The organism is Brevundimonas sp. KM4, from assembly GCF_000964075.1.
In the GTDB taxonomy this organism is placed as follows: Bacteria; Pseudomonadota; Alphaproteobacteria; order Caulobacterales; family Caulobacteraceae; genus Brevundimonas; species Brevundimonas huaxiensis.
Genome location: NZ_JZRG01000008.1, coordinates 170,277 through 195,190, shown reverse-complemented (window position 1 = coordinate 195,190; position 24,914 = coordinate 170,277). Strand labels below are relative to the sequence as shown.

At 67.2% G+C, this 24,914-nt stretch carries 23 protein-coding genes; 12 read left to right on the top strand and 11 right to left on the bottom strand.

The window, feature by feature from the left end:
* Positions 1-75: 75 nt before the first annotated feature.
* Positions 76-1,527, bottom strand: a complete 1,452-nt coding sequence (locus tag VH88_RS05265; RefSeq protein ID WP_045810309.1) for a sigma-54 dependent transcriptional regulator — start codon at positions 1,525-1,527, stop codon at positions 76-78.
* A gap of 106 nt (positions 1,528-1,633) precedes the next feature.
* Positions 1,634-3,403 (bottom strand): DUF4153 domain-containing protein, encoded by a 1,770-nt coding sequence (locus tag VH88_RS05260; protein ID WP_052689513.1) that lies wholly within the window; start codon positions 3,401-3,403, stop codon positions 1,634-1,636.
* 96 nt (positions 3,404-3,499) lie between these two features.
* On the opposite strand from VH88_RS05260, the gene VH88_RS05255 reads away from it, so the two are divergent.
* The 8 genes from VH88_RS05255 (at position 3,500) to VH88_RS05220 (ending at position 10,514) form a co-directional block, all read left to right on the top strand.
* Entirely contained in the window at positions 3,500-5,293 is a 1,794-nt protein-coding gene (locus tag VH88_RS05255) for a M3 family oligoendopeptidase (RefSeq protein ID WP_045810308.1), read from the top strand.
* Positions 5,294-5,369: 76 nt separating this feature from the next.
* Positions 5,370-5,642 (top strand): aa3-type cytochrome c oxidase subunit IV, encoded by a 273-nt coding sequence (locus tag VH88_RS05250; protein ID WP_052247637.1) that lies wholly within the window; start codon positions 5,370-5,372, stop codon positions 5,640-5,642.
* Positions 5,643-5,772: 130 nt separating this feature from the next.
* Positions 5,773-6,912, top strand: coding sequence for a Re/Si-specific NAD(P)(+) transhydrogenase subunit alpha (locus VH88_RS05245; protein WP_045810307.1), 1,140 nt, complete (start codon positions 5,773-5,775; stop codon positions 6,910-6,912).
* Positions 6,912-7,250 carry an NAD(P) transhydrogenase subunit alpha gene (locus VH88_RS05240; protein ID WP_045810306.1) on the top strand — a complete coding sequence of 113 codons (339 nt, stop codon included), beginning with the start codon at positions 6,912-6,914 and terminating at the stop codon, positions 7,248-7,250. Before VH88_RS05245 ends, VH88_RS05240 begins: the two co-directional genes overlap by 1 nt.
* Entirely contained in the window at positions 7,247-7,513 is a 267-nt protein-coding gene (locus tag VH88_RS05235) for a hypothetical protein (RefSeq protein WP_039245373.1), read from the top strand. The genes VH88_RS05240 and VH88_RS05235 overlap by 4 nt, the downstream gene beginning before the upstream one ends.
* A 13-nt stretch (positions 7,514-7,526) precedes the next feature.
* The gene (locus VH88_RS05230) at positions 7,527-8,948 is read left to right on the top strand and encodes an NAD(P)(+) transhydrogenase (Re/Si-specific) subunit beta (protein WP_045810305.1); all 1,422 of its coding nucleotides are present in this window, start codon (positions 7,527-7,529) and stop codon (positions 8,946-8,948) included.
* A 3-nt stretch (positions 8,949-8,951) separates the two neighbouring features.
* A complete protein-coding gene (locus tag VH88_RS05225; RefSeq protein ID WP_045810304.1) occupies positions 8,952-9,356 on the top strand; it encodes a DUF1801 domain-containing protein in 405 nt (134 codons plus the stop codon).
* Positions 9,357-9,407: 51 nt separating this feature from the next.
* Entirely contained in the window at positions 9,408-10,514 is a 1,107-nt protein-coding gene (locus VH88_RS05220; RefSeq protein WP_045810303.1) for an acyltransferase, read from the top strand.
* 2 nt (positions 10,515-10,516) lie between these two features.
* On the opposite strand, the gene VH88_RS05215 is transcribed toward VH88_RS05220, so the two are convergent.
* Positions 10,517-10,741 carry a hypothetical protein gene (locus VH88_RS05215; RefSeq protein WP_045810302.1) on the bottom strand — a complete coding sequence of 75 codons (225 nt, stop codon included), beginning with the start codon at positions 10,739-10,741 and terminating at the stop codon, positions 10,517-10,519.
* A gap of 91 nt (positions 10,742-10,832) precedes the next feature.
* On the opposite strand from VH88_RS05215, the gene VH88_RS05210 reads away from it, so the two are divergent.
* The 3 genes from VH88_RS05210 to VH88_RS05200 all read left to right on the top strand — a co-directional run bounded on the left by VH88_RS05210 (position 10,833) and on the right by VH88_RS05200 (position 13,930).
* Positions 10,833-11,822, top strand: coding sequence for a YafY family protein (locus VH88_RS05210; protein WP_045810301.1), 990 nt, complete (start codon positions 10,833-10,835; stop codon positions 11,820-11,822).
* 72 nt (positions 11,823-11,894) lie between these two features.
* The gene (locus VH88_RS05205; protein ID WP_197070997.1) at positions 11,895-13,328 is read left to right on the top strand and encodes a hypothetical protein; all 1,434 of its coding nucleotides are present in this window, start codon (positions 11,895-11,897) and stop codon (positions 13,326-13,328) included.
* A 68-nt stretch (positions 13,329-13,396) separates the two neighbouring features.
* Positions 13,397-13,930: a hypothetical protein gene (locus VH88_RS05200; RefSeq protein WP_045810300.1), complete on the top strand. Its 534-nt coding sequence runs from the start codon at positions 13,397-13,399 to the stop codon at positions 13,928-13,930.
* Here VH88_RS05200 and ychF read toward each other — a convergent pair.
* The 8 genes from ychF to VH88_RS05160 all read right to left on the bottom strand — a co-directional run bounded on the left by ychF (position 13,923) and on the right by VH88_RS05160 (position 23,284).
* Positions 13,923-15,017: a redox-regulated ATPase YchF gene (gene ychF, locus VH88_RS05195; RefSeq protein WP_045810299.1), complete on the bottom strand. Its 1,095-nt coding sequence runs from the start codon at positions 15,015-15,017 to the stop codon at positions 13,923-13,925. The genes VH88_RS05200 and ychF overlap by 8 nt on opposite strands.
* Before the next feature lie 70 nt (positions 15,018-15,087).
* On the bottom strand, positions 15,088-15,579 hold the full coding sequence (locus VH88_RS05190) for a copper chaperone PCu(A)C (protein WP_045810298.1): 492 nt from the start codon (positions 15,577-15,579) through the stop codon (positions 15,088-15,090).
* A 13-nt stretch (positions 15,580-15,592) separates the two neighbouring features.
* A complete protein-coding gene (locus VH88_RS05185; protein WP_045810297.1) occupies positions 15,593-16,948 on the bottom strand; it encodes a PepSY domain-containing protein in 1,356 nt (451 codons plus the stop codon).
* Positions 16,948-19,029 carry a TonB-dependent receptor domain-containing protein gene (locus VH88_RS05180; protein ID WP_045810296.1) on the bottom strand — a complete coding sequence of 694 codons (2,082 nt, stop codon included), beginning with the start codon at positions 19,027-19,029 and terminating at the stop codon, positions 16,948-16,950. The genes VH88_RS05185 and VH88_RS05180 overlap by 1 nt, the downstream gene beginning before the upstream one ends.
* Before the next feature lie 68 nt (positions 19,030-19,097).
* Positions 19,098-19,484: a hypothetical protein gene (locus VH88_RS05175; protein WP_045810295.1), complete on the bottom strand. Its 387-nt coding sequence runs from the start codon at positions 19,482-19,484 to the stop codon at positions 19,098-19,100.
* A gap of 49 nt (positions 19,485-19,533) precedes the next feature.
* A complete protein-coding gene (gene pth / locus VH88_RS05170) occupies positions 19,534-20,142 on the bottom strand; it encodes an aminoacyl-tRNA hydrolase (protein ID WP_045810294.1) in 609 nt (202 codons plus the stop codon).
* A gap of 86 nt (positions 20,143-20,228) precedes the next feature.
* Entirely contained in the window at positions 20,229-20,861 is a 633-nt protein-coding gene (locus VH88_RS05165; protein WP_045810293.1) for a 50S ribosomal protein L25/general stress protein Ctc, read from the bottom strand.
* A gap of 134 nt (positions 20,862-20,995) precedes the next feature.
* On the bottom strand, positions 20,996-23,284 hold the full coding sequence (locus VH88_RS05160) for an ATP-binding protein (RefSeq protein ID WP_082064380.1): 2,289 nt from the start codon (positions 23,282-23,284) through the stop codon (positions 20,996-20,998).
* Between the two features lie 144 nt (positions 23,285-23,428).
* Between VH88_RS05160 and VH88_RS05155 the strand changes: the two genes are divergently transcribed.
* Entirely contained in the window at positions 23,429-24,826 is a 1,398-nt protein-coding gene (locus tag VH88_RS05155) for an ATP-binding protein (protein ID WP_045810292.1), read from the top strand.
* Positions 24,827-24,914 lie beyond the last annotated feature (88 nt).

Below are 24,914 nucleotides of genomic sequence, written 5' to 3'. Positions count from 1 at the left end.
GGCGAAGAGCCCCTCCGTCACGGCGCTAAGGAGCGCCGCGCCACCTCCCCACGATGTGGGAGGAGAGGGTGACCCTCAGCCCGCCTCCTTCAGCTGACCTTCCAGCCCCTGTTCGCGGACCTTGCGATACAGGGTCGAACGGCCGATGCCGAGGCGGCGCGCGATCTCGCTCATATGACCGGCATAGACCTCGATGGCGTGCTGAATCAGGTCGCGTTCGATGTCTTCCAGCGTGCGCAGATGGCCGCGCTCGTCCAGGATGCGGATCGGCTGATCGACCTGCGCGGCGGCGTCGGTCTGGGCGCCGGCGGCTGTTGCGGCCTGCAGGGGGTGGGCGTCGGGCATGGGCGCGGCGACGCCCGAAATTGCGGGGAAATCGTGCGGCTGAAGGAAGGGCGCATCGGCCAGGACGATGGCGCGGAACACCGCATTTTCCAGCTGTCGCACGTTTCCGGGCCAATCAAACCCTTGCAGCAGAGCCAGGGTCTCGGGCGCGCATCCGGCGATCCGCTTGCCCTCCTCGGCGTTGAAACGGGCGATGAAGTGATCGACCAGGGGCGCGATGTCCTCGCGCCGGTCGCGCAAGGACGGGGCCTCGATCGGGAAGACGTTCAGGCGATAGAACAGGTCCTCGCGGAAGGCGCCGTCCTTGACCTGCTGGGCGGGGTCGCGATTGGTCGCCGAGACGATGCGCACGTCGATCTTGACCGGGCGTTTGCCGCCGACGGGATCGATCTCGCCCTCTTGCAGCGCGCGCAGCAGCTTGACCTGCATGTCCAGCGGCAGTTCGCCGATCTCGTCCAGGAACAGGGTGCCGCCGTCCGCCTCGCGGAACTTGCCCAGCGTCTTGTCCACGGCGCCGGTGAAGGCGCCCTTCTCATGCCCGAACAGGATGGATTCGATCAGATTGGCGGGCAGGGCGCCGCAGTTGACGGCGACGAAGGGCTTGCCGGCTCGGTCGCTGGCGCCGTGCAGGGCGCGGGCGATGACTTCCTTGCCGACGCCGCTCTCGCCGGTGATCAGGACGGGGATCGAGGATTTAGCGGCCCGTGCGCCCAGCGCCTTGACCATGCGCATCGGCGGGCTGTCGCCGACGATATCGTCGAAGCTGGTGCGGCCTTGGACGCGCTTGGTCAGGCGTCCGACCTCGGCGGTCAGGCGCTTCATCTGCATGGCGTTGCGCACGCCGACCAGCAGACGTTCGGGTCCGACCGGCTTGACGAAGAAGTCCTGGGCCCCGGCCTGCATGGCCTTGACCACCATGTCGATGCCGCCGTTGGCCGTCAGGACGATGACCGGCTCGTTGACCCCGGCGCTGCGCAGTTCGGCCAGGCATTCCAGCCCCGACATCTCGGGCATGACCATGTCCAGCAGGATCAGGTCGGCGCCGCCGCCCCGCGTCATCCGGTCGATGGCCTCGCCGCCGCTGGCGGCATGGACCACGGCGTTGCCGTCCCGCTCCAGCACGGCCTGGATCAACCGGCGCTGGGTCGGATCGTCGTCAACGACCAAAATGGTCTTGGCCATGAAAATCCCTTGTACTGTCGCCCAACCCGTCACGGATGGATCGTTTCGGGACGATTCCTAGGATGGCGAGGTGAAAATCGGGTGACACGGCGTGGTGAGCGTCCCGTTAACGCGGCTCTGTCGCGTCGCATTGCACCTCGGGGCTGGCGCGCAATCTCTGGCCATCGACGACCAGGTCGGGCAGGGCCGCCGGCGCCGTCGCGACGCCCTTCGACAGGCCCTCGTTCATCCGCTCGGCATTGCGCCCGCAGGTGAAGCCGTATCGGCCCGTCACGCGCCATTGGCCCTGGGCGTCCTGATCGAAGGCGACGATTTCACGAGCCGTGGCGACCAGCAGATCGGTTCGTCCATCGTCGTTCAGGTCCATTGATCGCACGACGCAGGGGGCTTCCGCATTGCAACTGAACAGCGCATCCACCTGCGCGTCCAACTGATCGACGAAGCTGGCGGGGACGGATTGGCCACCGGCGGCCTTCAGGCGGATGGCGGCCTTGCGCGCTTGCCGTCCCTGCTCGGTATCGCCGGATGGCCACGGGCGAGCCTGGGCGGCGCGGGCGTTCCGCGCGATGCGAGGATCGGTTGAGGCGGCCAGACGTCGCAACGCGGCCTCGCCGGCCTTGCCGCTCTCGAATCGCAGGAAGTCATAGTCGAACGTGTCAGCGGACACCGCCCCCCGCTGCAAGCGGGCGACCTGATCCTTCACCGAGAGGCGGGCGGGATCGGCCAATGGGCTGAACAGGGCCAGGATGACCATAACCGACAGGACCGCCGCAGCGACATTGGTCCGCTCCAGCGGCTTCATCCAGCCGCCCGGTTTCACGGCCGCCAGCAGATAACCCGCGCCATAGACCGCGCCGACCAGGGTGCAGGCGGCGGCGATGATCCGATCGGGCGTCAGGCCGTGCTGGCCGATCCGCAAGGCCAGCCCCCAGGCGGCCAGAACGATCAGCGGCGCGATCGGGACGGACGCCACCCGCACGCCATATCGCAGAACGACCGGCGGCAGATTGTCGGCGCGCCCGTCCTGATAGGCCGTGTTGATCAGCACGATCAGGGCGGCGGCGGCCGACAGCACTAGGGCGGTCGCGCTGCGCGTCTCCCACAGGCCGTCCAATCCGGTGAAGGGCAGGGCGAGGAGAAAGCCGCCAACCAGGACCGTGATCACCAGCAGCAGCCAGGACAGCAGCATCAAGGCCACGGTCCGCACGCCCCTGATCAGCCCGTCGCGCACATCGGTCAACTGGACGGCGGTGGCGAAGACCAGGGCCGTGACCGGAATGGCGAACCACGCCTCGCTCAGCAGGTGCTGCAGAAAGCCGAGGCCGATCATCTTGAACAGCGCTGCACCCAGATGCAGCAGAATCCAGAAGGCGCCGGTGAAGCCCAGAGATAGGGCCAGTTGCACCCCCGCCTTCCAGGCGATGTCGAAATATTCGGGATAGTCGACGATCCAGCGTCGTTCGCGGATCGCGGGCACGATCAGGTGGTGGGCGATGAACAGGGCCGCCGCGCCAAAGGCCAGCACGGGGAAACTCAGAAAGGGCGGCTCCTCGTAAGGCTTCAGCACCTGGCGAGCGACGTCGTGGGCGCCCAGCAGGGCAAGCACGCCGGCTGCGGCGGCTGCCCAAAGGATCAGGGCCAGCGGCTTGACCCGGCCCACACCGGCGAGAACCACCACCGGCACATAGCCGGCCGCCAGGGCCAGGGCGCCGAACACCACCGGCTGGGTTTGGGGCCAGACGCGGCTGTCGGCCGCCAGATACAGAAGATAGAGCGCCAGCCCCTGAACCAGACCCGTCGCCAGGCGGATCGCAAACAGGCCAGAGGCCTCGCCAAGGCCCGTCCGGCCGGTGTCATGCTGCAGGGTTTCGGTCATTAGCGCGTCTCCGGAGGGCAGGATTGCACGGGCCGTGACGCCGAGAAAGCGCAAGGGACGGTTGCAGCCGTCGCCGCGCATCCCCAGAACAGGGGCATGAATGCTCCCTTCAAGACGCCCAACACCGAAGCCCCGCTATGGGACCTGACCGACCTCTATGCGTCACGCGACGACGCCAAGGTCGCCGCCGACCTGGACAAGGCGCGCGGTCTGGTCGAGGCGCTGAACGGCCTGAAGGGCCGGCTGGCGGTGGATCAGGACGCGCAGGCGCTGGGCGAGGCGCTGGACCGCGCGATCCAGCTTTACGAGCAGGCGTCCGATGTGCGGGGCGCGCTGGGCGCCTATGCCTTCCTGTCGGCCTCGACTGCGCGTGATGATGCGACAGCGCAAGGGTTCGAGGCCGATGTGCGCGAGAAGATCACCGCCATCGCCACCCCGACCGTCTGGCTGACGCTGGAGATCAACCAGATCGACGATGCGGCGCTGGAAGCGGCGCTCACCGCCCATGGAGGCGCGGCGCGGTGGCGGCCGTGGCTGCGCCGGGTGCGGGCGATGAAGCCGCACGAACTGTCGGCCGAACTGGAAACCTTCATCGCCGAGCGCGGCCCGATCACGGCCCAATGGCCGCGCCTGTTCGACGAGCAGCTGGCCGCCCTGCGTGCGAAGGCGGGCCATGAAGAACTGACGCTGGCCGAGGCGCTGAACCGCCTGTCGGACGCCAAGCCCGCGCGCCGCAAGGCCGCCGCCGAGGGTCTGTCAGAGGCGCTGGCCGCCCGCGCCCCGACCCTGGCCCTGGTGCTGAACACCGTCGCCGCCGACAAGGCGATGGAGGATCGCTGGCGCGGGTTCAAACGTCCCGCCGACAGCCGTCACCTGGGCAACGAGGTGGATGGCGAGGCTGTGGATGCGATGGCCGAGGCCGTCGCCGCCGCCTATCCGCGCCTGTCGCACCGCTATTATGCGCTGAAGGCCAAGGCGATGGGCAAGGCGCGCCTGGACCACTGGGACCGCAACGCGCCTATCGAGACCACGACGCCGCGCGCCTTCACCTGGACCCAGGGGCGCGAGATCGTGCTGGACAGTTTCTCGGACCTTGGCGGCGATTTCGCCGACCGGGCCGGCGGCTTCTTCGACAAGCCGTGGATCGACGGCCGGGCGCGGCCGGGCAAGCAGTCGGGCGCCTATGCCCATCCCGTCACCGCCGACCGCCACCCCTATGTCTTCCTGAACTGGATGGGCGAGCGGCGCGATGTCCTGACCCTGGCGCATGAGCTGGGACATGGCGTCCACCAGACCCTGGCGGCCGATCAGGGCACGCTTTTGGCCGATACGCCCCTGACCCTGGCGGAGACGGCGTCGATCTTCGCTGAGGGGCTGACCTTCGACCGTTTGCTGGCCACGGCGCCCAAGTCGGAACAGCGCGGCCTTCTGGCGGGCCGTATCGAGGACGGTTTGAACACCGTCGTGCGCCAGATCGCCTTCCACCGGTTCGAGACCCGCTTCCACGACGAGCGCCTGCAGGGCGAGGTGTCGCAGCAGCGGATCAACCAGCTGTGGCTTGAGGAAATGGGCGCCTCGCTGGGGCCGGCGGTCAAGCTGAACCCGGGCTATGAACACTGGTGGGCCTATGTCAGCCACTTCGTCCATTCGCCCTTCTACGTCTACGCCTACGCCTTCGGCGACCTGCTGGTGGCGGCGCTGATGGAGGCGCGTCGCAGCGATCCGGCCGAGTTCACGCCCCTTTATCGCGAGCTTCTGGCCGGCGGCGGGTCGCGAACCTACGTCGAGGCGTTGAAGCCGTTCGGTCTGGACCCGCGCGACCCGGCCTTCTGGAGCGTCGGCTGTCAGAGGCTGGAGCGGCTGGTCGATCAGTTCGAGGCGCTGGCCTGACCAGGGCATGACTGCGGGCTTGAGCGGGGCGGTCGCCTCGGTGTAAGTCCGCGATAACGACGAGGGGATTCCACGAATGGCCGACCTGCACGACACCGCCAACGCACCTGCCGACGCCGATGCGCAAGCCTATCTGCACGGCCATATGGAAGTGCGCGAACAGGTCTCGACCTACCGCCTGTTCCTGAACCTGGCCAAGTGGGGCAGTCTGGCCATCGCCGTCTTGCTGCTGTTCCTGACCCTGTGGTTCCACCCGGGCGGCAGCTTCATGGCCGCGATCATCGGCGCGGTCGTTCTGGGCGGCGTCGGCTTCGTGGCGCTGAAGTCCAAGCCCGGCGCCGCGCACTGAGCCTTGCAGACGATCGCCCTCGGGCGGTCTGAAATCACGCGCCCTCGCCAAGCTTTGGCATAACCGTGCTTTGACGGCTTGCGCCGGAAGGGCCTAACCTTCGTTCAACGAAAAGAACGAGGGGATTCGCTTGGCCGTCGCTATCGCCGTCACCCGTGAACGTCGCGAAGGCGAGACGCGCTGCGCCGTCACGCCAGAGACGGTCAAGAAGCTGATCGCCCTGGGGGCGACCGTCACGGTCGAGGCCGGGACCGGCCTGGGCTCCTCCATTCCCGACGCCGACTACGCCGCCGCCGGCGCCGTGGTGAAGCCCGACACCCGCGCCGTGCTGGACGGCGCCGACATCGTGCTGAAGGTGCGCGGCCCCACGGCCCAGGAAACCAGCGCGCTCAAGCCCGGCGCCGTCGTCATCGCCATGCTGGACGCCTATCGCGACAAGGCGACCGTCGACGCCCTGGCCGGGGCTGGCGCCACCGCCTTCGCCATGGAGTTCGTGCCCCGCATCACCCGCGCCCAGGTCATGGACGTCCTGTCGTCCCAGGCCAACCTGGCCGGATACCGCGCGGTGATCGAGGCGGCCTACGCCTACGGCAAGGGCTTCCCGATGATGATGACGGCGGCCGGTACGGTTGCTGCGGCAAAGGTCTTCATCATGGGGGTGGGGGTCGCGGGCTTGCAAGCCATCGCGACAGCGCGTCGTCTGGGCGCCGTCGTCACCGCCACGGACGTCCGCCCCGCGACCAAGGAACAGGTCGAAAGCCTGGGCGCCAAATTCCTGGCCGTCGAGGACGACGAATTCAAGAACGCCCAGACCGCCGGCGGTTACGCGAAGCCCATGTCGGCCGAATACCAGGCCAAACAGGCCGAGCTGACCGCCAGCCACGTGGTCAAGCAAGACATCGTCATCACCACGGCCCTGATCCCCGGCCGCGCCGCCCCGGTGCTGCTGACCGCAGCGCACGTCGCCGCGATGAAGCCCGGCTCAGTCATCATCGATCTGGCGGTCGAGGCGGGCGGCAATGTCGAGGGCTCCAAGCTGAACGAGGTCGTGACCACCGCAAACGGCGTCACCATCGTCGGCTGGTCGAACCTGCCCGGCCGCATCGCCGCCGACGCCAGCGCCCTCTACGCCCGCAACCTCACCGCCTTCGTCGGCCTAATGATCAAGGATGGCGGTCTGGCGGTCGATCTCGAAGACGAGATCCTGAATGCGGCGGTGGTCACCCATGGCGGAGCCGTGGTGCATGAAGGTCTGAAGGGAACACACTGATGGAACACGTCGATCCCACCGTCTTCCGCCTGGCCATCTTCGTGCTGGCGATCTTCGTCGGCTACTATGTCGTCTGGAGCGTGACGCCGGCCCTGCATACGCCGCTGATGGCCGTGACCAACGCCATTTCCAGCGTCATCATCGTCGGCGGCCTGATCGCGGCGGCGGCCGTGTCCGGTGACGCGACCGGCCCCAGCGCCTGGATCGCCAAGGGCGCGGGCGTCATCGCCGTCACCCTGGCCAGCGTCAACATCTTCGGCGGCTTCATGGTCACCCGCCGGATGTTGGCCATGTACAAGAAGAAGGAGCGGCCGACCGCTCCGAAGGCGTCCTCGTGACCGACGCCGCGCAGATCGCCATCACCGGCTCCTGGGTCGCGACCGGCGTCGGCTTCGGCCTGTGGCTGTATGGCTGGTTCGGCACCAAAACTCCGATCAAGCGCCAGCGGCTGCACGACTGCGGCATCGCCCTGGTCTTCTCGGCCATTCTGGTTCGGGTGGTGACGCAGGACCGGCCGCTGGGCGTCTTCGAATGGGCCTTGTTCTTCATCGGCCCGCTGTTCATCGCCGCCGCCCTGTGGCGGCTGGCCCGCACGTCTTGAGGGGAGGGGCGTGATGAACGCATCTTTGGCCGCACTGGCCTATCTGGTTTCGGGCGTCCTGTTCATCCTGTCGCTGCGGGGGCTGTCCAGCCCCGAGACCAGCCGTCAGGGCAACACCTTCGGCATGGTCGGCATGGCGCTGGCCATCGGCGTGACCCTGCTGACGCTGGGCACGACGGGGGCGCTGGATACCGTGACCCTGGCCCTGATCGCGGGCGGCGTCATCGTCGGCGGCGGGGCCGGCGCCCTGATCGCCAAGCGGGTCGCCATGACCGACATGCCGCAGCTGGTCGCCGCCTTCCATAGTCTGGTCGGCATGGCCGCCTGTCTGGTCGCCATCGGCGCCATCTATGCGCCCGAGGCGTTCGGAATCCTGACCGACGACGGAAACGGCATCAAGACGCTGTCGATCATCGAACTCAGCCTCGGCGTCGCCATCGGCGCCATCACCTTCACTGGCTCGGTCATCGCCTTCGCCAAGCTGAACGGCAACATGAGCGGGGCGCCGATCATCCTGCCGGCGCGGCATCTGATCAATGTCGGCCTGGCCCTGGGGCTGGTCTTCCTGATCGGCATCCTGATCGGCACGAACGGCGCGGCGACCTGGGCCTTCTGGGGCGTCTTCCTGATCGCCCTCGTTTTGGGCGCGACCTTGATCATTCCCATCGGCGGGGCGGACATGCCGGTGGTGGTGTCGATGCTGAACTCCTATTCCGGCTGGGCCGCAGCCGCGCTGGGCTTCACGCTGGAGAACATCGCCCTGATCATCACCGGCGCCCTGGTCGGGTCGTCGGGCGCGATCCTCAGCTACATCATGTGCAAGGGCATGAACCGCAGCTTCGTCTCGGTGATCCTGGGCGGCTTCGGCGGCGGCGATGCGACGGCCGGTCCCGGCGGCGCCAAGGAGACGCGCCCGGTCAAGCAAGGCTCGGCCGAGGACGCCGCCTTCATCATGAAGAATGCGTCCAAGGTCATCATCGTGCCCGGCTACGGCATGGCGGTGGCCCAGGCCCAGCACGCCCTGCGTGAAATGGCCGACAAGCTGAAGGAGGAAGGCGTCGAGGTGAAATACGCCATCCACCCCGTCGCGGGCCGGATGCCGGGCCACATGAACGTCCTGCTGGCCGAGGCCAACGTTCCCTATGACGAGGTGTTCGAGCTTGAGGACATCAACGCCGAGTTCGCCACCGCCGACGTCGCCTTCGTCATCGGCGCCAATGACGTGACCAACCCCGCCGCCAAGACCGACCCGACGAGCGCCATCTACGGCATGCCGATCCTGGACGTGGAAAAGGCCGGCACGGTCCTGTTCATCAAGCGCGGCATGGGTTCGGGCTATGCCGGGGTCGAAAACGAACTCTTCTTCCGCGACAACACCATGATGCTGTTCGCCGACGCCAAGAAGATGGTCGAAGGGATCGTGAAGGGGCTTTGAGCCATGGCCAGTACGCCCAAGACCGGCCCCACAGACGCCTCTGTCGACGGCTTCTTGTCTGCAATCGACGATCCACGCCGACGGTCTGACGCTCATGCCGTCGCCGCACTGATGTCGGAGATCACCGGTGAACCGGCCGTGCTCTGGGGACCGTCCATCATCGGGTTCGGCAATGACGGCCGTCCCAAGGGTGGCTGGCCGCTGATCAGCTTCTCGCCGCGAAAAGCCAATCTGGTGCTTTATGTCGCTGCCGATTTCCCTGAACGGGCCCAGCTGATCGCCCGCTTGGGCAAGGTGAAGACCGGCGTCGGGTGCATCTATATTTCACGCCTCGAAGATGTCGATCAGAAGGTTCTGCAGGACCTTTGCGGTCGCGCTGTTCGCGCGGTCGAAGCCGGCTCGGACTGAAGTCTCTTCAGACCCCTATCGCGCAACCTTGACCGGCGCTATCACGCGTCCGTGAACACCCTGTCCGGCTCCCTTCCTGTCGCCCATCGCCGTTTCGAGGCTCTGGATTCCCTGCGGGGTGTGTGCGCCATCCTTGTCGTGATGTTTCACATGCCGGTTGCAAGTCACTGGCGCGACTGGGGTTTTATTCAGCACTCCTATCTGTTCGTCGATTATTTCTTCGTCCTGTCGGGCTTTGTCATCGCCCATGCCTATGCAAACCGATTGAAGTCCGGACGGGACGCCGGGCGGTTCATGGTGCGGCGTTTCGGGCGGATCTGGCCGCTGCATCTGCTGATGCTGGCGGCCTTCATCGGGCTGGAGCTGGCGCGTCTGGTCTTGCATTTCGACAGTGCGCCGCCGTTCACGCGGGATCGGTCGATCGAAGCGATCTTCACCAATCTGGCGCTGATCCAGGCCTGGCATGTGCATCCCTATCTGACCTGGAACGGGCCGTCGTGGACGCTCAGCGCCGAATGGGCTTGCTATCTGATCTTCGCAGGGCTGGTGCTGATCGCGCCCAGAAGGTTCCGCTGGATCGGGCTGGTGCTGGCGATCATCGGCGGGGCGTTGGTGCTCAGCTACGCCCGGCGCTGGATGAACACGACCTATGATTTCGCCGTGCCGCGCGCGGTCTATGGCTTCTTCCTGGGCTGCCTGCTGCAGGGGCTCTGGACCCGCATTCCGCGGCTCAAGGGCGGCGCCGCGACTCTGTTGGAGATTGCGGCCATCGTCGCGGCCTGCGTCTTCATCGGCTATGCTCAGGGGCCGATCACCGTGGCCGTCACCCTGATCTTCGTGGCGCTGATCTGGGTCTTCGCCGGAGAGGAGGGGGCGCTGTCACGCGTGCTGGACCATCCAGCTCTGGTCACCCTGGGACGATGGTCGTTCGCCATCTACATGGTCCACATGTTCATCCTGACCGTGATGATGATCGTGGCCAGGACGCTGGACCTCGTACCGGTTCGTCGCATCGATTTCGGCTCGGTCTGGCTGAACGACCTTTTCGCCGTCGCCATGTTCGGCTTCATCGTCGCGGTCGCCGTGGTGGCGCACCGACTGGTCGAGCAGCCGGCCCAGCGCATGATCGACCGCTGGACCAAGCCCAAGTCGGCCTGAGGTCAGGCGGCCATCCGCCATTCCGGGGCCATGTCGCCGGCGCGGCCTTCGTCCCACAGCATGTCCTCGTCAGAATAGCGGCTGCTGGCGGCGGCCGAGATGACGTCGACCACCTGTTCCTCCAGCCGGTCCCAGATCACGGCGAGGTCGGACGACCCATCGGCCTCGCACGGCACGATGATGTAGCGGCTGGCGTTGACGGTCTGGGCGGGTTGGAAATGCGCCATCTGATGATCTCCTGAAGCGGGGGCCTCTTGTCGATGATGTCGTTATGAAGCAGTGTTGCGTCAGAAACGGACGTAGGGATCGGCGAGAGCATTGAGACACGACAAGGCGGCGATGGTGATCGATCTGGCGCGCCGCATGGCCGCCAGCGCCGAAGGGCTGAGTCTGGACGAGATCGCACGCGACATGCGCGTCGGCCGCCGCACCGCCGAACGGATGCGCGACGCGGTTCTGATGCTGTTCCCCCAGGTGGATGAGGTCTCGGACCCGCCGTCCAAACGCTGGCGCATCCGGGGCGGTCTGTCGGCCTTCGAACAGGCCCCGACGGCGACCGAAATGCTGGAACTGTCCAAGGCCGCGACCGCCCTGCGCGCCGCCGGCGAACCGGCGCGCGCCACGGCGTTGGAGGGGCTGGAGCGCAAGCTGAAGGCGGCGATGCGGTCAACCACCCTTAACCGCATGGCGCCGGATCTGGAGGCCCTGGTCCGGGCCGAGACCATTGCGGTTCAGGCCGGCCCTCGACCCTCCGCCGACGAGGCCATGCTGACCGCCATCCGCGCGGCGGTGCTGGCTCAGCAGCCCTTGGGCTTCACCTATTCCCGTCCGGGCGCCGAGCCGCGTCGGCGCAGCGTGGCGCCGTGCGGCGTCATGTTCGGCCGGGCCAACTATCTGGTCGCCGCCGACCGCGAGACCGGCCGCATCCAGACCTTCCGCCTGGACCGAATGAGCCACGTCGCCCCGCAGGAGGGGATGGCCGTACCACCCGCCGATTTCGATCTCAACGTCTTCGCCAGCCAGTCCTTCGGCATCTATCAGGACGAGATCGAGGACGTCGTGCTGCGCATCGCGCCCGAGGGCGCGGCCGAGGCCAGGGGCTGGCGCTGGCACCCCACCCAGTCGTTCGAGGATCAGCCGGACGGCGGCGTGATCGTGCGGTTCCGCGCCTCGGGCATGCGCGAGTTGGCCTGGCATCTGTTCACCTGGGGCGAGCAGGTGCAGATCCTGGCGCCGCAGCGGCTGAAGGCCGTGATGGCCGGCGAACTGGCGGCGGCGGGCCGCGCCTTGGAACGGGCCTCAGCCTGACGAAACCGTAAGCTGACGCGGCGCGTTGACGACCGCTAGGCTTCGCGCCGACCGCCCTTCAGGAGATCGCCCTTGCGCGTCCACGCCTTCGCCTCGTCCGCCGCCCTGGCTCTCGCCCTGATGAGCGGCGCCTGCGCCGCCGGACCCATGTCGGCGCCGGCGACCTTTCAGGCGGAAGACGGACCCCAGGTGACGGTGACCCGCGACGGCGATCACCTGAACATCGACTATCGCTTCGGGCGCGACGTGCCGGTCTGGGCCTTCCAGGATTCGGCGCTGGAACAGGATTCGCGTCAACCCTGGCGACCGCGCCAATGGACGGTCGAGACGCCCGGCGTCGTCATGGAGCGGCGCGGCCATTACGACATCATCCGCAGCACGGACGGCGGTCCGGTGCCGCGCGAGGTCCGCTTCCGCGTTCGACCGCAGGCGGTAGATCTTGAGGCCGAGTATCCGACCCTGCTGTTCTCCAATGGCGCGGTGGCCCTGCCGACGCGGCAACTGGACGTCTTCGCCCTGCCGTCGGCCCGGGCGGCTGAGCTGGTGCCGGACGATCTGAACCGGATCCGGCTGGATGGCGGTCCTTCGCGCGTGACGTGGCGGGACGAGAACGGACCCGTCCTGTTCAACGGGCGCCGCCGCGACGAGCTGACCACGATGGACGAGCGCAGCTACGTCCTGCTGGGCGAGGCGACGGTCACGCCGGGCGACGGACTGTCGACCGTCATGGACCCCAATCTGCCGCCGTGGATCGGCGAGGAGATCCGCGGCTTTGCACCGCGAGTCGGTCACTATTACCGCGATCGCCTCGGCGCGCCGGGCTCCGGCGGCGATACGCCCATCGTCATGGTGGCCTGGAACGGGCCGACCGAAAGCATGACCAGCATGGGCGGCAGCGTCCTGCCGGGCCTGATCGTCATGTCGTTCGAGGGGCGGGGCGTCACCTCGCCCCAGCCCGAAATCATGGAGCGTTCGCGTTGGTTCATCGGCCATGAGGGGGCGCATTTCTGGCTGGGGCAGATGGTGCGCTACGCTTTCGCCGATGAGGCCTGGATCACCGAGGGCGGGGCCGACCTGATGGCTGTGCGCGCCCTGAAGGCCCTCGATGCAAACTATGACGACCGGGCCGAGCTTCAGTCCGAGGTGGACGACTGCGTCAACCTGGCCCGCCAGCCGGTCGCCCAGGCCGGCGCCCGGGGCGAACACCGCGCCTACTACGCCTGCGGGGCCGTCTTCGCCTTGGCGGCGGAGGGCGCGCAACGCCAGCGGACCGGCGGCGACTGGTTCGATTTCCTGAGACCGCTGCTGCGCCAGCCGGACGGCGTGCTCAGCCGCGAGGAATGGCTGACGGCCCTGACCCGGACATCGCGCGACCCGTCGTTGCGCGGCGATGTCGAGCGGCTGCTGGATCAGGGCGCGTCCGATCCGTCCGCCGTCATCGCGCGCCTGTTCCAGCGCACAGACGTGGCCTTCCGCATGATCGACGGCCGGGTGGTTTTGAGCTGAAATCGACATCAGGCGCCGGCGCGGTTAGTCGGATTGAACCCGAACCTTGGCCGTGGCGTTGTGGCGGGATGAAAACAGCCTTGATCCCGATGGCGGGCGTGATCGCCCTTCTGGCCGCCTGCGGCGATCACGAGGTCAATCCGCCGAACGAACCGGCGGCGCCCCTGCGAACGCCCGAGGCCATGCAGCCGGTCGAACCGCCTGGGCCGTCTTCTCTGGCTGGACGTGGGCCGCGCAGTTTCGTGGGCGTCTGGGCGGCGAACCCGCAATGGTGCGCCCGGCCCCAAGGCGAACGCAGCCCGATCACCCTGACGCCGCTGCGCTTCGACGCCTATGGCCGCAACTGCGACATCGCCAGCATCGATGAGACGGGTTCCGGCTATGTCGCGGTTCTGCGATGCGCGGGGCAGGCTCAGACCGAGCGGGTGCATATGAGCACGAGCGGCGACGTGATGAACCTGACCTATGTCGATCAGGACATGAAGACGGTGAAACTGGCGCGCTGCCCCGGTTCGCCGCGCGCGCCCGATCCCGCCAATCCGCTTGAAAAGATGATGAAGAAGGACGGGGCCGAAACCCCGCCTGCCGCGCCGCCTAGTTGAACAGGAAGTTCATCACGTCGCCGTCCTTGACGACATAGGACTTGCCTTCGGCGCGCAGCTTGCCGGCCTCGCGCGCCTTGGCTTCGCCGCGCAGAGCGACAAAGTCGTCGAAGGCGATGGTCTCGGCGCGGATGAAGCCCTTTTCGAAGTCGGTGTGGATCACGCCGGCCGCCTGGGGCGCGGTGTCGCCGACATTGATGGTCCAGGCGCGGGCTTCCTTGGGGCCGACCGTGAAATAGGTCTGCAGGCCCAGCAGCTTGTAGGCCTCGCGGATCAGACGGTTCAGGCCGGGCTCTTCCAGGCCAAGGGTCTCCAGGAACTCCTTCTGTTCCTCGTCGTCCAGCACGGCGATCTCGGACTCGATCTGGGCCGAGATGACGACCGAGTTGGCGTTGTCGGCGGCGGCGCGGGCCGCGACCTTGTCGGACAGGTCGTTGCCCTTGTCGGCCGAGCCTTCCTCGACGTTGGCGACATAGAGGGCAGGCAGCGCCGTCAGCAATTGCAGCATGTGCCAGGCCTTGATGTCCTCCTTGGACACCTCGGCGGTGCGGGCGGGCTTGCCGGCGTTCAGCTGGGCCAGTGCCAGATCGACCAGTTTCAGCGTCAGGACGGATTCCTTGTCGCCGCCCTTGGCGCGCTTCTCCAGCTGCGGCCGACGGCGCTCCAGGCTTTCCATGTCGGCCAGCATCAGCTCGGTCTCGATGATCTCCAGGTCGGCGATTGGATCGATGCGGTCCTCGACGTGGGTGATATCGTCATCGACGAAGCAGCGGGCCACGAAGGCCACGGCGTCGCAGTCGCGGATGTTGGCCAGGAACTGGTTGCCCAGGCCTTCGCCCTTGGACGCGCCGCGCACCAGGCCGGCGACGTCGACGAAGGTGATGCGGGCCGGGATGATCTCTTTCGAGCCGGCGATCTCGGCTAGGGCGTTCAGACGCGCCTCGGGCACCGCCACGTCGCCGGTGTTCGGCTCGATGGTGCAGAATGGATAGTTGGCCGCCTGGGCCGCCGCCGTCTTGGTCAGGGCGTTGAACAGGGTGGACTTGCCGACGTTGGGCAGGCCGACGATCGCGACTTTAAGAGCCATGGTATTCCTCGTGAGGCGCGAGCCTTTAGCGGGTTCCAACCCGTTTGTCAGGCTCGCGCTTCAACTGAGGTCAGTGGGCGCCGTGATCCATGCCGTCCATGGCCGGTTGGCGAACCTGGGCCTGAACGGTGATCGCCGGCGCCGAGGCGAACTGCAAGGTCAGCGGCACGGTCTCGCCCGCCACCAGAGGCGCGGTCAGGCCGATCAGCATCAGGTGGTTGCCGCCCGGCGCCAAGGCCACCGCCTGACCGGCGGGCAGGGGCAGGCCCCCCGTCAGCTCGGCCATCTTCATCATGCCGTTCTCGGTCTTCATCTCGTGGACCTGAAGCGATCCGGCGCGCGGTGTCGATCCGCCCGTCAGTCGGTCGTCGGTCGCAGCGGTCAGGGTGACGTAGCAGCCGCCGGCCTTGGCTCCGTTCGGCGACGGGCGGCACCAGGCGTCGGTCGCGGTCACGGCGGCGGTCGCCGTCGGCGTCTCAGCGGCGGGCGCCTTGGCCGGTTCGGACGGATTGCAGGCCGCCAGCGACAGGGCGGCGGCGGCAAGGGCGAGTTTAATCTTCATGGCGTCAGGTCTTTCACGATGCGGCGGAACGGCGCCGGATCATCGGACGCAGGGCTCGGTCGAGCAATACGGCCGCGATCAGGCTCAGTCCCGTCAGGGGATAGAGGATGGCGAGTGGCAGGACGATGCCAAGGACAGCCGCGCGCGCACGCGGTCCCGGCGGGGCGGGCGGCGCGCCCAGGCGTCGGCGCGACAGATTGGGCGGGCGGCGCTTCCACCACATGACCAGGCCGCTGATGGCCAGCAGCCACACGCCGATGCAGCCCATCAGCATGACGATGCGGTTCACTTGTCCGAACTGCGTGCCCTGGTGCGTATAGATGCCGAACTCGATGGCCTTTGCGCCGGCGCCGAACTGGTCATAGCCGATGTCGCCCAGCAGCCGCCCGGAGGCCGCATCGACATAGAGCGACCGGCTGTCCTGAACCCGTGTCGCCTGGGTCGTCAGCGTATAGGCGGTGTCGTCGGCCTTGGGGATGTTCACCGTATAGGGGCGCGCCAGGCTGGCTTCATCCGCGACCCGCAGAACCTGCGCCAGGCCGCCATGGCCAGCGTGGTCGTGGGTCATCACCATGCCCTCCATGGTCCAGCCGGTCCCGACCGGCGCATCGTGGTGCTGCGCCCTTTGCCAGGCGCCGGCGACGGGTGCGGGCGGCCGCCCCAGCCCCGTCTCCTTGACCGCCCCCATGACCTTGTCGCCCCAGACCGCCGACCACGGCATGCCGGTCACGGCCAGAAACAGCACCACCCCGCCGACATAGAAACCCGTCAGCGCATGCAGGTCGCGCCAGAACGGACGGCGGCGACCGTCGGTCGTCTGTGGTGCGAAGTTCGCCACGCCCCGCCCGCGCGGCCACCACAGATAGAGCCCCGTGGCGAACAGAATGATCGTCCAGCCGGCGACGATCTCGACCAGGATGTTGAACGGCCGCCCCAGCAGGGTCAGGCTGTGCGTGTTCTTGACCAACTCCATGAACCCGCCGGCCGGAATGACGCCCGTGGCCCGCCCGGTGTGCGGATCGACGAAGACCGTCTTCTGCACGCCGTCGGGTCGATCGACCCGCAGCCGGATCGCCTCATCGTCGCGGGCAGGCATGACCAGATTGGCGACCCGCCCGCCGCCTGCGGCCTGGGCGGCCGAAGCCACCCAGGTTTTCGGCGTCGCTTGGGCCTGAACCGCCGGCACGCGGATCATGTCGCGATAAAGAAACTCGTCGATCTCGTCCTTGAACAGATAAAGCCCGCCCGGCAGGGCCAGCAGCATCAGCACCGGCATCACGAAGACGCCGGCATAGAAGTGCCAGCGCCAGACCGCGCGGTAGGCGTCGGACAGGTCGTCCGGCGTCGTCTTGTCGAGATTGCGCGCCATCAGTAGCTCATCCTGACGCCGACATAGGCCGAACGGCCGTCGCCGGGGAAGAAGACGGCCTTGGACACGGTGGCCACGCGGGCGTCCGTGACCGCGCCGAAGTTCGACACATAGGCTTCGTCGAACAGGTTGCGGACATCGGCGAACACCGTCAGTCGGCGATTGACGGTCCAGCCCATGTTCAGGTTCGCGACCGCATAGGACGGCGACTTCAGAGTGTTGGCGTAATCGACCCAGGCATCCTTGATCGACCATTCCACGCTAGGCGCGATGAACCAGCCGGCCGGATCGTCGTAGCGAAGCTCCGCGCGGTACAGGTGCGGCGGCACGACTGGCAGGTGGCCGTCTCCATAGACCTTGTCCCCGTCGAAATAGAAGTCGGAGAAGGCGTAGGTCTGGCGCAGCCGCCATTCCGGCGCGATCCGCCAATCCAGCCCTGCTTCGATCCCCTGGTGGATGGTCGGTCCCGCGTTGAAGGTCGCGGCCGGTATGCCCAGGGCGGCGTTTACAGCAAAGTTCAGTAGTTCGTGCTTCAGATCGGCGCGATAGGCGGTCACGTCCCAGGTCAGCGGTCCCCGGCGACCCCGCGTGCCGATTTCCCAGGTCACGGCCTCTTGCGGAACGAGGGGCTGATAACCGCCAGCAGTCGGCGACAAGGCCGAGAAGTTGGGCGGCTCGATCGAGCGGGTGACGTTGGCGAAGACCTGGGCGCCGTCCTCGCTCTCCCACAACAGGCCGGCGCGAGGCGCGAACCAGTCGAAGGTCTTGTCGGTGGTCAGGTCGATCGTGCCGACGACGCCGGGAACGACATAGCTCTGATAGTCCCGCTCGGCGCGCCCCCAGGTTCCTCCCGCGACCAGCGCCAGGCGATCGGTCACGAACAGCCGCCCCTCGCCGAAGACATCCAGCCCCTTGCCGTTCTGGAAGCTGCGGGCGCGTAGACCGTTCTGCTGTCCGCCGACATTGACCCACTGTTTGGCGTCCAGATCACCCTGTCGATACCAGGCGCCATAGAAGGCGTCGGCGCGCATCCCGCCGATCCGGCCCTGCCAATCGAACCGACCAAAGGCACCGTAGTTGCGGCTCTGCTGGTCGATGACCTGGAAGATGGGATGGTCCAGATCCTTCCAGGTTCCATAGAGGGCGCCCTCGAACACCGTTGCGTCGTCCAGCCTCCAGCGGGTCTGCAAAGTGGTGCGAAGCGAGCGCATATTGCGCTGATAGTTGAGGGCGATATTGGCGGGATTGGCCGCCTCGGGATTTGTCAGGGCGTCGGACAGACTGACGCTGCCCGGAATCTCCTGATGGATGTCGCCCCACGAGACCAACAGGCGAACTTCGCGATCCTGCCCAAAGCTGCGCCCGATGTTGCCCGACAGGTTCAGCGCCTTGCCTTCGCTCTGTTGACGCCACCCATCGACGCTCTGGCCCGTGACGGCGGCGAAACCGTCCCAGTCGCCGCGAACGCCCGCGGCCTCCGCATGGGCGCGCACGGTTCCGTAAGAGCCGCCGTCCAGGCGCAGGTGCAGGTTGGACGAGGCCGTGCGCCCCGTCGGTGTCACCAGATTGACCGCCCCGCCCAGCAGGGCTCCGCCGAACCGCAGCGCATTCCCGCCCTTATAAACCTCGGTGTAGCGGGCGATCAGCGGGTCGATCAGCTGGAAATCACCGAACCCGTCGGCCTCGTTGAACGGCACGCCGTCCTGAGCCAGCAGAACGCCGCGATTGTGAGCCGCATTGCCTATGCCCGATCCGCGAATCGACAGGCGAATGTCGCCGCCCCACTTCTTCTGGGCATAGACGCCGGGCGCATCGCGCAGCACGTCGGCGAGGTTGGTCGCATACCGGTCGGCATAGGATTCGGCTGAAATGACAGCAACGGCGCCCGGCGTGCGCGACAGCCGCTGTCGCGCGTCTGCGACGATGGGCGGATCCTCGGCGTTGCGGCGGCCGGTGACGATGACGCTATCCAGCAATGCCGGTTCGGGCGTCTGCTGGGCCCAAACGGGGCTTGTCCAACCGGCGTTGGAGAGGGCGGCGAGCAGCAGCGCGCAGGGCGCTACGGTGGTCTTGAAGGACATGGAATGAACCTGAAATCAGAACGAGACGGCGCGCGGGCGCTGGGGCCGGCGCGGGCTTGGGGTCTGGTTCAGGCGTGGGGCGGGGCGGTGGACGGGGGACGCGGCGGCGCGCGCGCGGGCGGCGGGGGGCTGACGCTGGCGGCGACATAGACGACGCGCTCGACGGTGCGGACCACCGGCGCCGGCTCCGGCGCTGGCGGGCAGGGCAGGGCGGCGGCCAACGGCATGACGCAGGCGGCGCATTTGGCCCCGACGTGCTTATTGACCGGGCCGTCCATACCGCCGGACTGGATCGTCTGGGGGCCTTCCGCCGAACAGATGACCAGCGGGTGGCCCGGCTGGACCGCCGCGAGAGCCGCGAACGGCAGCAGGGTGCCGAGCACGAGCGCGAACACCGCCGCCAGGAAGGCGAGCGATTGCGAGATCGACCAATTGTCGGCCTGGGCGCGGGTCACGTCTGGCCTCTACGGCGTTTTGCAACGGCGTGAAAGGCGGCGGTTTGTCCTAAAGCTCGCCACGCGCCGCCTGGCGGGGGCTGAACTTGGGCGCGGGGGCCAGGCGCATGACCTCGCCCTGATAGCGTTCGTCGTCGCCGGCGATCGCGAAGGGCAGGGCGTCGGCGCAGGCCTGCAGCATGGCGTCCAGCCAGGGCTGCTCCGCCTTGTGGAAGTCGCCCAGCACGTGCGGCATCACCAGGTCCTTTTCGCCCGGATGGCCGATGCCCATGCGCGCGCGTCGGAAATCGGCGCCCAGGTGACTGATCAGGGAGCGGATGCCGTTCTGTCCCGCCGCGCCGCCGCCGGTCTTCATACGGAACCGCCCGGGGGCCAGGTCGATCTCGTCGTGGAAGACGATGATTTCGCTCGGCTTGATCTTGTAGAAGCGCGCCGCCTCGCCGACGGCCCGACCGCTTTCGTTCATATAGGTCTGGGGCTTCATCAGCAGGACCTTGGTCCCGTCGACCAGACCCTCGCTGACGATCGACTGGAACTTGGCGCGTTCGGGACCGAACCGCCACCGGCGCGCGATCTCGTCGGCGGCCATGAAGCCGATGTTGTGCCGGTTCTTTTCGTATTTCCCGCCCGGATTGCCGAGCCCCGCGATGATGATCATGGCGTCCTCTTGCCGTTTGCGTCAGGCAAAGAAAAGCCCCGCACGGCGAACCGGGCGGGGCGCGATCTTGTCGAAGCGACGAAGGATCAGTCTTCGGTCTTCTCGGCCGGAGCGGCCTCGGCGTCAGCGGCTTCGTCAGCAGCTTCCGACAGGGCGGCCGACGAGATCTTGACCGTGGCGATCACGAAGTCGCGGTCGGTGATGGTGGCTTCCGCGCCCTTGGGCAGCTTGATGTCCGAGATGCGGATGGTGTCGCCGATTTCGGCCTTGGCCAGATCGACAACCAGCTCTTCCGGGATCTGGTCGGCGCGGACCAGGATCTCGACGGCGTGGCGGACGATCTCCAGCGAGCCGCCCTGACGCGAGTAGGGCGCTTCATCGGCGTTCAGGAAGTGAACCGGGACTTCGATCTTGACCGGAGCCTTCTCGTCGACTCGCATCAGGTCGAAGTGCAGGGGGCGGTCCGAAACGGGGTCGAACTGCACGTCCTTGGCGATGACCGGCTGGGTCTCGTCGCCGTACTTCAGGGTCACCAGGTGGCCCAGCAGCTTGCCGGTGTAGAGCGACTTGCGGAAGTCCTTCTCGTTCACCGAAATGGCGACGGGGGCTTGCTCGCCGCCGTAAAGGACGCCCGGCACGAAACCGGCGCGACGCGCAGCGCGAGCGCCGCCGGTGCCGACGCCATCGCGGACGTCCACGTTCAGAATGATCTCGGCCATGTGGCTCGCCTCAACAACAACGGAAACGCCGCGCCAACCCGGGGCTCTCGCGGCGGGGGTGATGAACCCTCGAATTCAAGAGCGCGGGCTATTACACGCATCAGGTCCAAGGCGCAACCGTCAAAGGTTCCGCTTCACGCCGCCCGCGCGCGATCCTTCAGCAGTGAGGTCGGCGCCCCCACGATGCCCAGCAGCTCTGCGGCGTTGAACGGCTTGGCCAGGTGGTGGTCGGCCCCGGCCGCGCGTCCGGCGGCGACGTGCTCTGGCATGGCGTTGGCGGTCAGCATGACGATCGGCGTGCGATCCAGACCCATCGTCGCCTCGTGCAGGCGAATCTCCTGCGTCGCGGTCAGCCCGTCCATGATGGGCATCTGCATGTCCATCAACACCAAGTCGAAGGTGTCGGCCCGGAAGCTTTCCACCGCCTGGGCGCCGTTCTCGGCGATCACGATCTGCGTCGGCGTCTGCGCCAGAATCAGTTCGATCACGCGGCGGTTGGTCGGATGGTCGTCGGCGACCAGCACGCGTATCGTCCGCGCTTGCTCGACGACGGCGGGTTGCGCCGGCGCCGGTTCCTTGCGGGCCGGGGCCTCAGTCTGTATCAGCGGCAAAGTCAGGATGAAGGCCGCGCCGCCGCCGGGTTCGCTTTCGCAGCCCAGGTCGCCGCCCATCATCTCGGCCAGCTGACGACAGATGGACAGGCCCAGTCCCGAACCGCCGAACTTGCGCGTGATGCCGCCGTCGGCCTGTTCGAACCGGCTGAACAGGCGCGCCCGCGTCGCGGCGTCGAAGCCGATGCCGCTGTCCTCGACGGTGAAGCGCAGCACGGGCGAGCCCTGGCGATCCGCTCCGCGCTGCACGATCAGGCCGACGAATCCCTTACTGGTGAACTTGACGGCGTTCGAAATCAGATTGGTCAGAATCTGCTTCAGGCGCACCGCATCGCCCAGGATCCAGACGTCGTCCTCCAGATCGATATCGACGTGGAAGTCGAGATGCTTCTCACGCGCGTTCTCGGCATAGAGTTGAGCCGCCTCGCGCACGACCGTCGCCAGTTCGAAGGCGTCTTCCGTCAGCTCCAGCTTGCCCGATTCGACACGCGCCAGATCCAGGATGTCGCTCAGCAGGGTCTGCAGCGTCTTTCCCGACGCCTGCATCAGATCCAGCATCTCACGCTGTTCAGCCGTCAGATCGGTCTTGGCTAGAGCCTGGGACAGGCCGATCACACCGTTCAACGGCGTGCGGATCTCGTGGCTCATGTTGGCCAAGAACTGGCTTTTGGCGACGTTGGCGGCCTCGGCCGCGTCACGCGCTTCGGACAGGGCCTCGGCGTCGCGCTTGAGATCGGTGATGTCGTTGCAGACCGTGACCGTCCCGCCCTCGGATGTACGGCGGTCCTGAATACGCAGCCAGCGCCCGCCGGCAACCTGTTGCTCGCTGTTCGAGGACAACTGACGACGCGCCTGCATGCGCTCGTTCAACCATTCCTCTTCGCGACCGGCCGCTTCCTGATAGCGGCCTTCGTCGATGCCGATGCGCAGGGCCTCTCGGAAGGTCAGGCCGACGACCAGATGCGGCTCAAGTTCGGGGTTCACCTCGGCATAGCGCGCATTCCAAAGCACCAGCCGATCCTTGGAATCATAGAAGCCAAGGCCATCGGGCATGGCGTCCACCGCCTCGCGGATACGGCGCAGCGCGGTGGCGCGCGAAATATAGGCCATCATGCCCAGGACGGCGGCCGCTGAGCAGATCATCAGCAGAATGGCGGCCAGCAGCAGTCGCATCGCCTCGCTGGAGAGCCCCTGGTCGGCGGCGACGGTCGGGTCCGGCGTCACCGTGATGGCAGACATGCCGATGAAGTGAAGAACAAGAACTGTCGCCGAAAGTCCCGTCGTCGTCGCCAGCAGGCGCAGCAGGCCGCCTCGACGATAGAAGAAGGCCGTCGTTCCGCCGATCGCCAGGGCCGCGATGATGGACAGCGCGACAAGACCGGGGTCCCAGCTGATGTGCGCCGGCGCCTTGATGGCGGCCATGCCCAGATAATGCATGGCGCCGACGCCGGCGACCGCGATCACCGCGGCAAGCACGCGCCACATGCGGCCCTTGCCCATCAACGTCGAGCCGATCGTCAGGCCGATCATGGCCAGCGCGATTCCAAGAGAGGCGATCGTCAGAAACGGATTGTGCCGCACCGGCACACCGGCCACGAACCCCTGCATGGCCACGAAATGGGTCGCCCAGATGGATAGGGCGCCGATCATGACGGCCAGCAGGACCGAGCGACGGCGTCGCCCGGGATCGCGCCGACCCATCCGTTGCATGACGTGGGTGGAGACGCCCAGACCGGCCATGCAGATCAGCGCAGCGAACAGCGTGATCCGCCAGTCGTGATCGTGCGCAATGCAATGGATGATGCGGTCCACGAGGCCTCCCGTTAAGCGTACGATAGGCGACAATTCTAAAGAAACCGTGCGGCGAAGCTTATGGGCGCCGCAGGCTGTCGGCACGCCGTCACAGAATCCGTGCAAGGATCGGAATCGTTCTTCAGTTCGAGGTCGCCCGGACCCATGCCTTACGAAGTCTCGCCATCGCCTGTCGCGCCGGTCTCCACCTCAAGGCTGTGGACGGTCGGCGCCAGCATCGGCATCGCCATCGTGACCTTGCTGGTGCTGGCGATCCTGCATCCCGAAATGGCGAACTGGCTGGTCGGCGGGGCGGTGATCGTGGCGGCCTCGGCCTGGCTTTTGAACATGAGCGAGGCGAGCAGGGCTGAGCCGGCGGCCAGTCAAGGCGCTGCGATCGAGCCCGCCATCGACATGATGACGGGCGATCTTCTCGACCGGGTGTTCGAGGCGCTGGACGATCCGGTGCTGGTGGTCAGCGGCGGCGAGCCGGACGACATCGCAGGGCGACGCATTGTCATGGCGAATGCGGCGGCGCGCGAGCTTCTGCGTATCCAGCGTCAGGGCGCCTTGCTGGTCCAGGTGATCCGCGAACCGGGCGTGCTGGAGGCGGTGGACGAGGCCCTGTTCGGCGGGACGGCCCGCACGACGGATTATGCGACGGGCGGTCAGCGCGACCGACGCTGGCGCGCCTGGACCCGGCCGCTCTCAGTCGAATCGTCAGGGAAGGCCGGGTCGGAGCTGGCCCTGCTGATCCTGCGCGACGAAACGGACTCGCGCCGTATCGAGATGATGCGCGTGGACTTCCTGGCCAACGCCAGCCACGAACTGCGTACGCCCCTGGCCTCGCTCAGCGGCTTCATCGAGACCCTGAAGGGCCATGCCCGTGAGGACGTGGTTGCGCGCGACCGCTTCTTGGACATCATGTCGGCCCAGGCGGACCGGATGGGGCGGTTGGTCGCGGATCTGCTGTCGCTCAGCCGGATCGAGCTGAACGAGCATATTCCGCCGTCCGGTCGCGTCGATCTGGACCGCGCCGCCTCTGACGTGGTCGACGCCATCAGCGTTCTGACGCGTGAAAAAGAGATCGCCATCGCCCTGGATCAAGGGGAGGCGAGGGCGTCGATCAGCGGCGATCGCGACGAGATATTGCAGGTGGTGCAGAACCTGCTCGACAACGCCGTCAAATATTCGTCACGCAACGGCACGGTCGAAATCTCCGTCCGTTCGGACCTGTCGTTCGACGAGGCTTGGGCCTCGCGCATGCCCGGCGCCACACGACTGCCGCTGGTCACGCCGGACCGCACGGCGGGCGTTTCCTATGCCGCTGTCACGGTGCGCGACCATGGGCCCGGCATGGCGCGCGAACACCTGCCCCGCCTGACCGAGCGCTTCTATCGGGTCGAGGGTCAAAAGAGCGGCGAGCGGCAGGGGACGGGGCTGGGGCTGGCCATCGTCAAACACATCATCAACCGTCACCAAGGCGGTCTGGTGGTCGAAAGCGTGCCGGGCATGGGTGCGGCCTTCACCGCCTGGTTCCCTCAACCGGTCGAGCGACGCTGAGAGCGCGCCGGACGGTCGCTGTCACCCAACTGTCATCGACCCGTCGTAATCCGCTGACCATTCGCAGGCAGTAGTCGCGCCGCGTTGG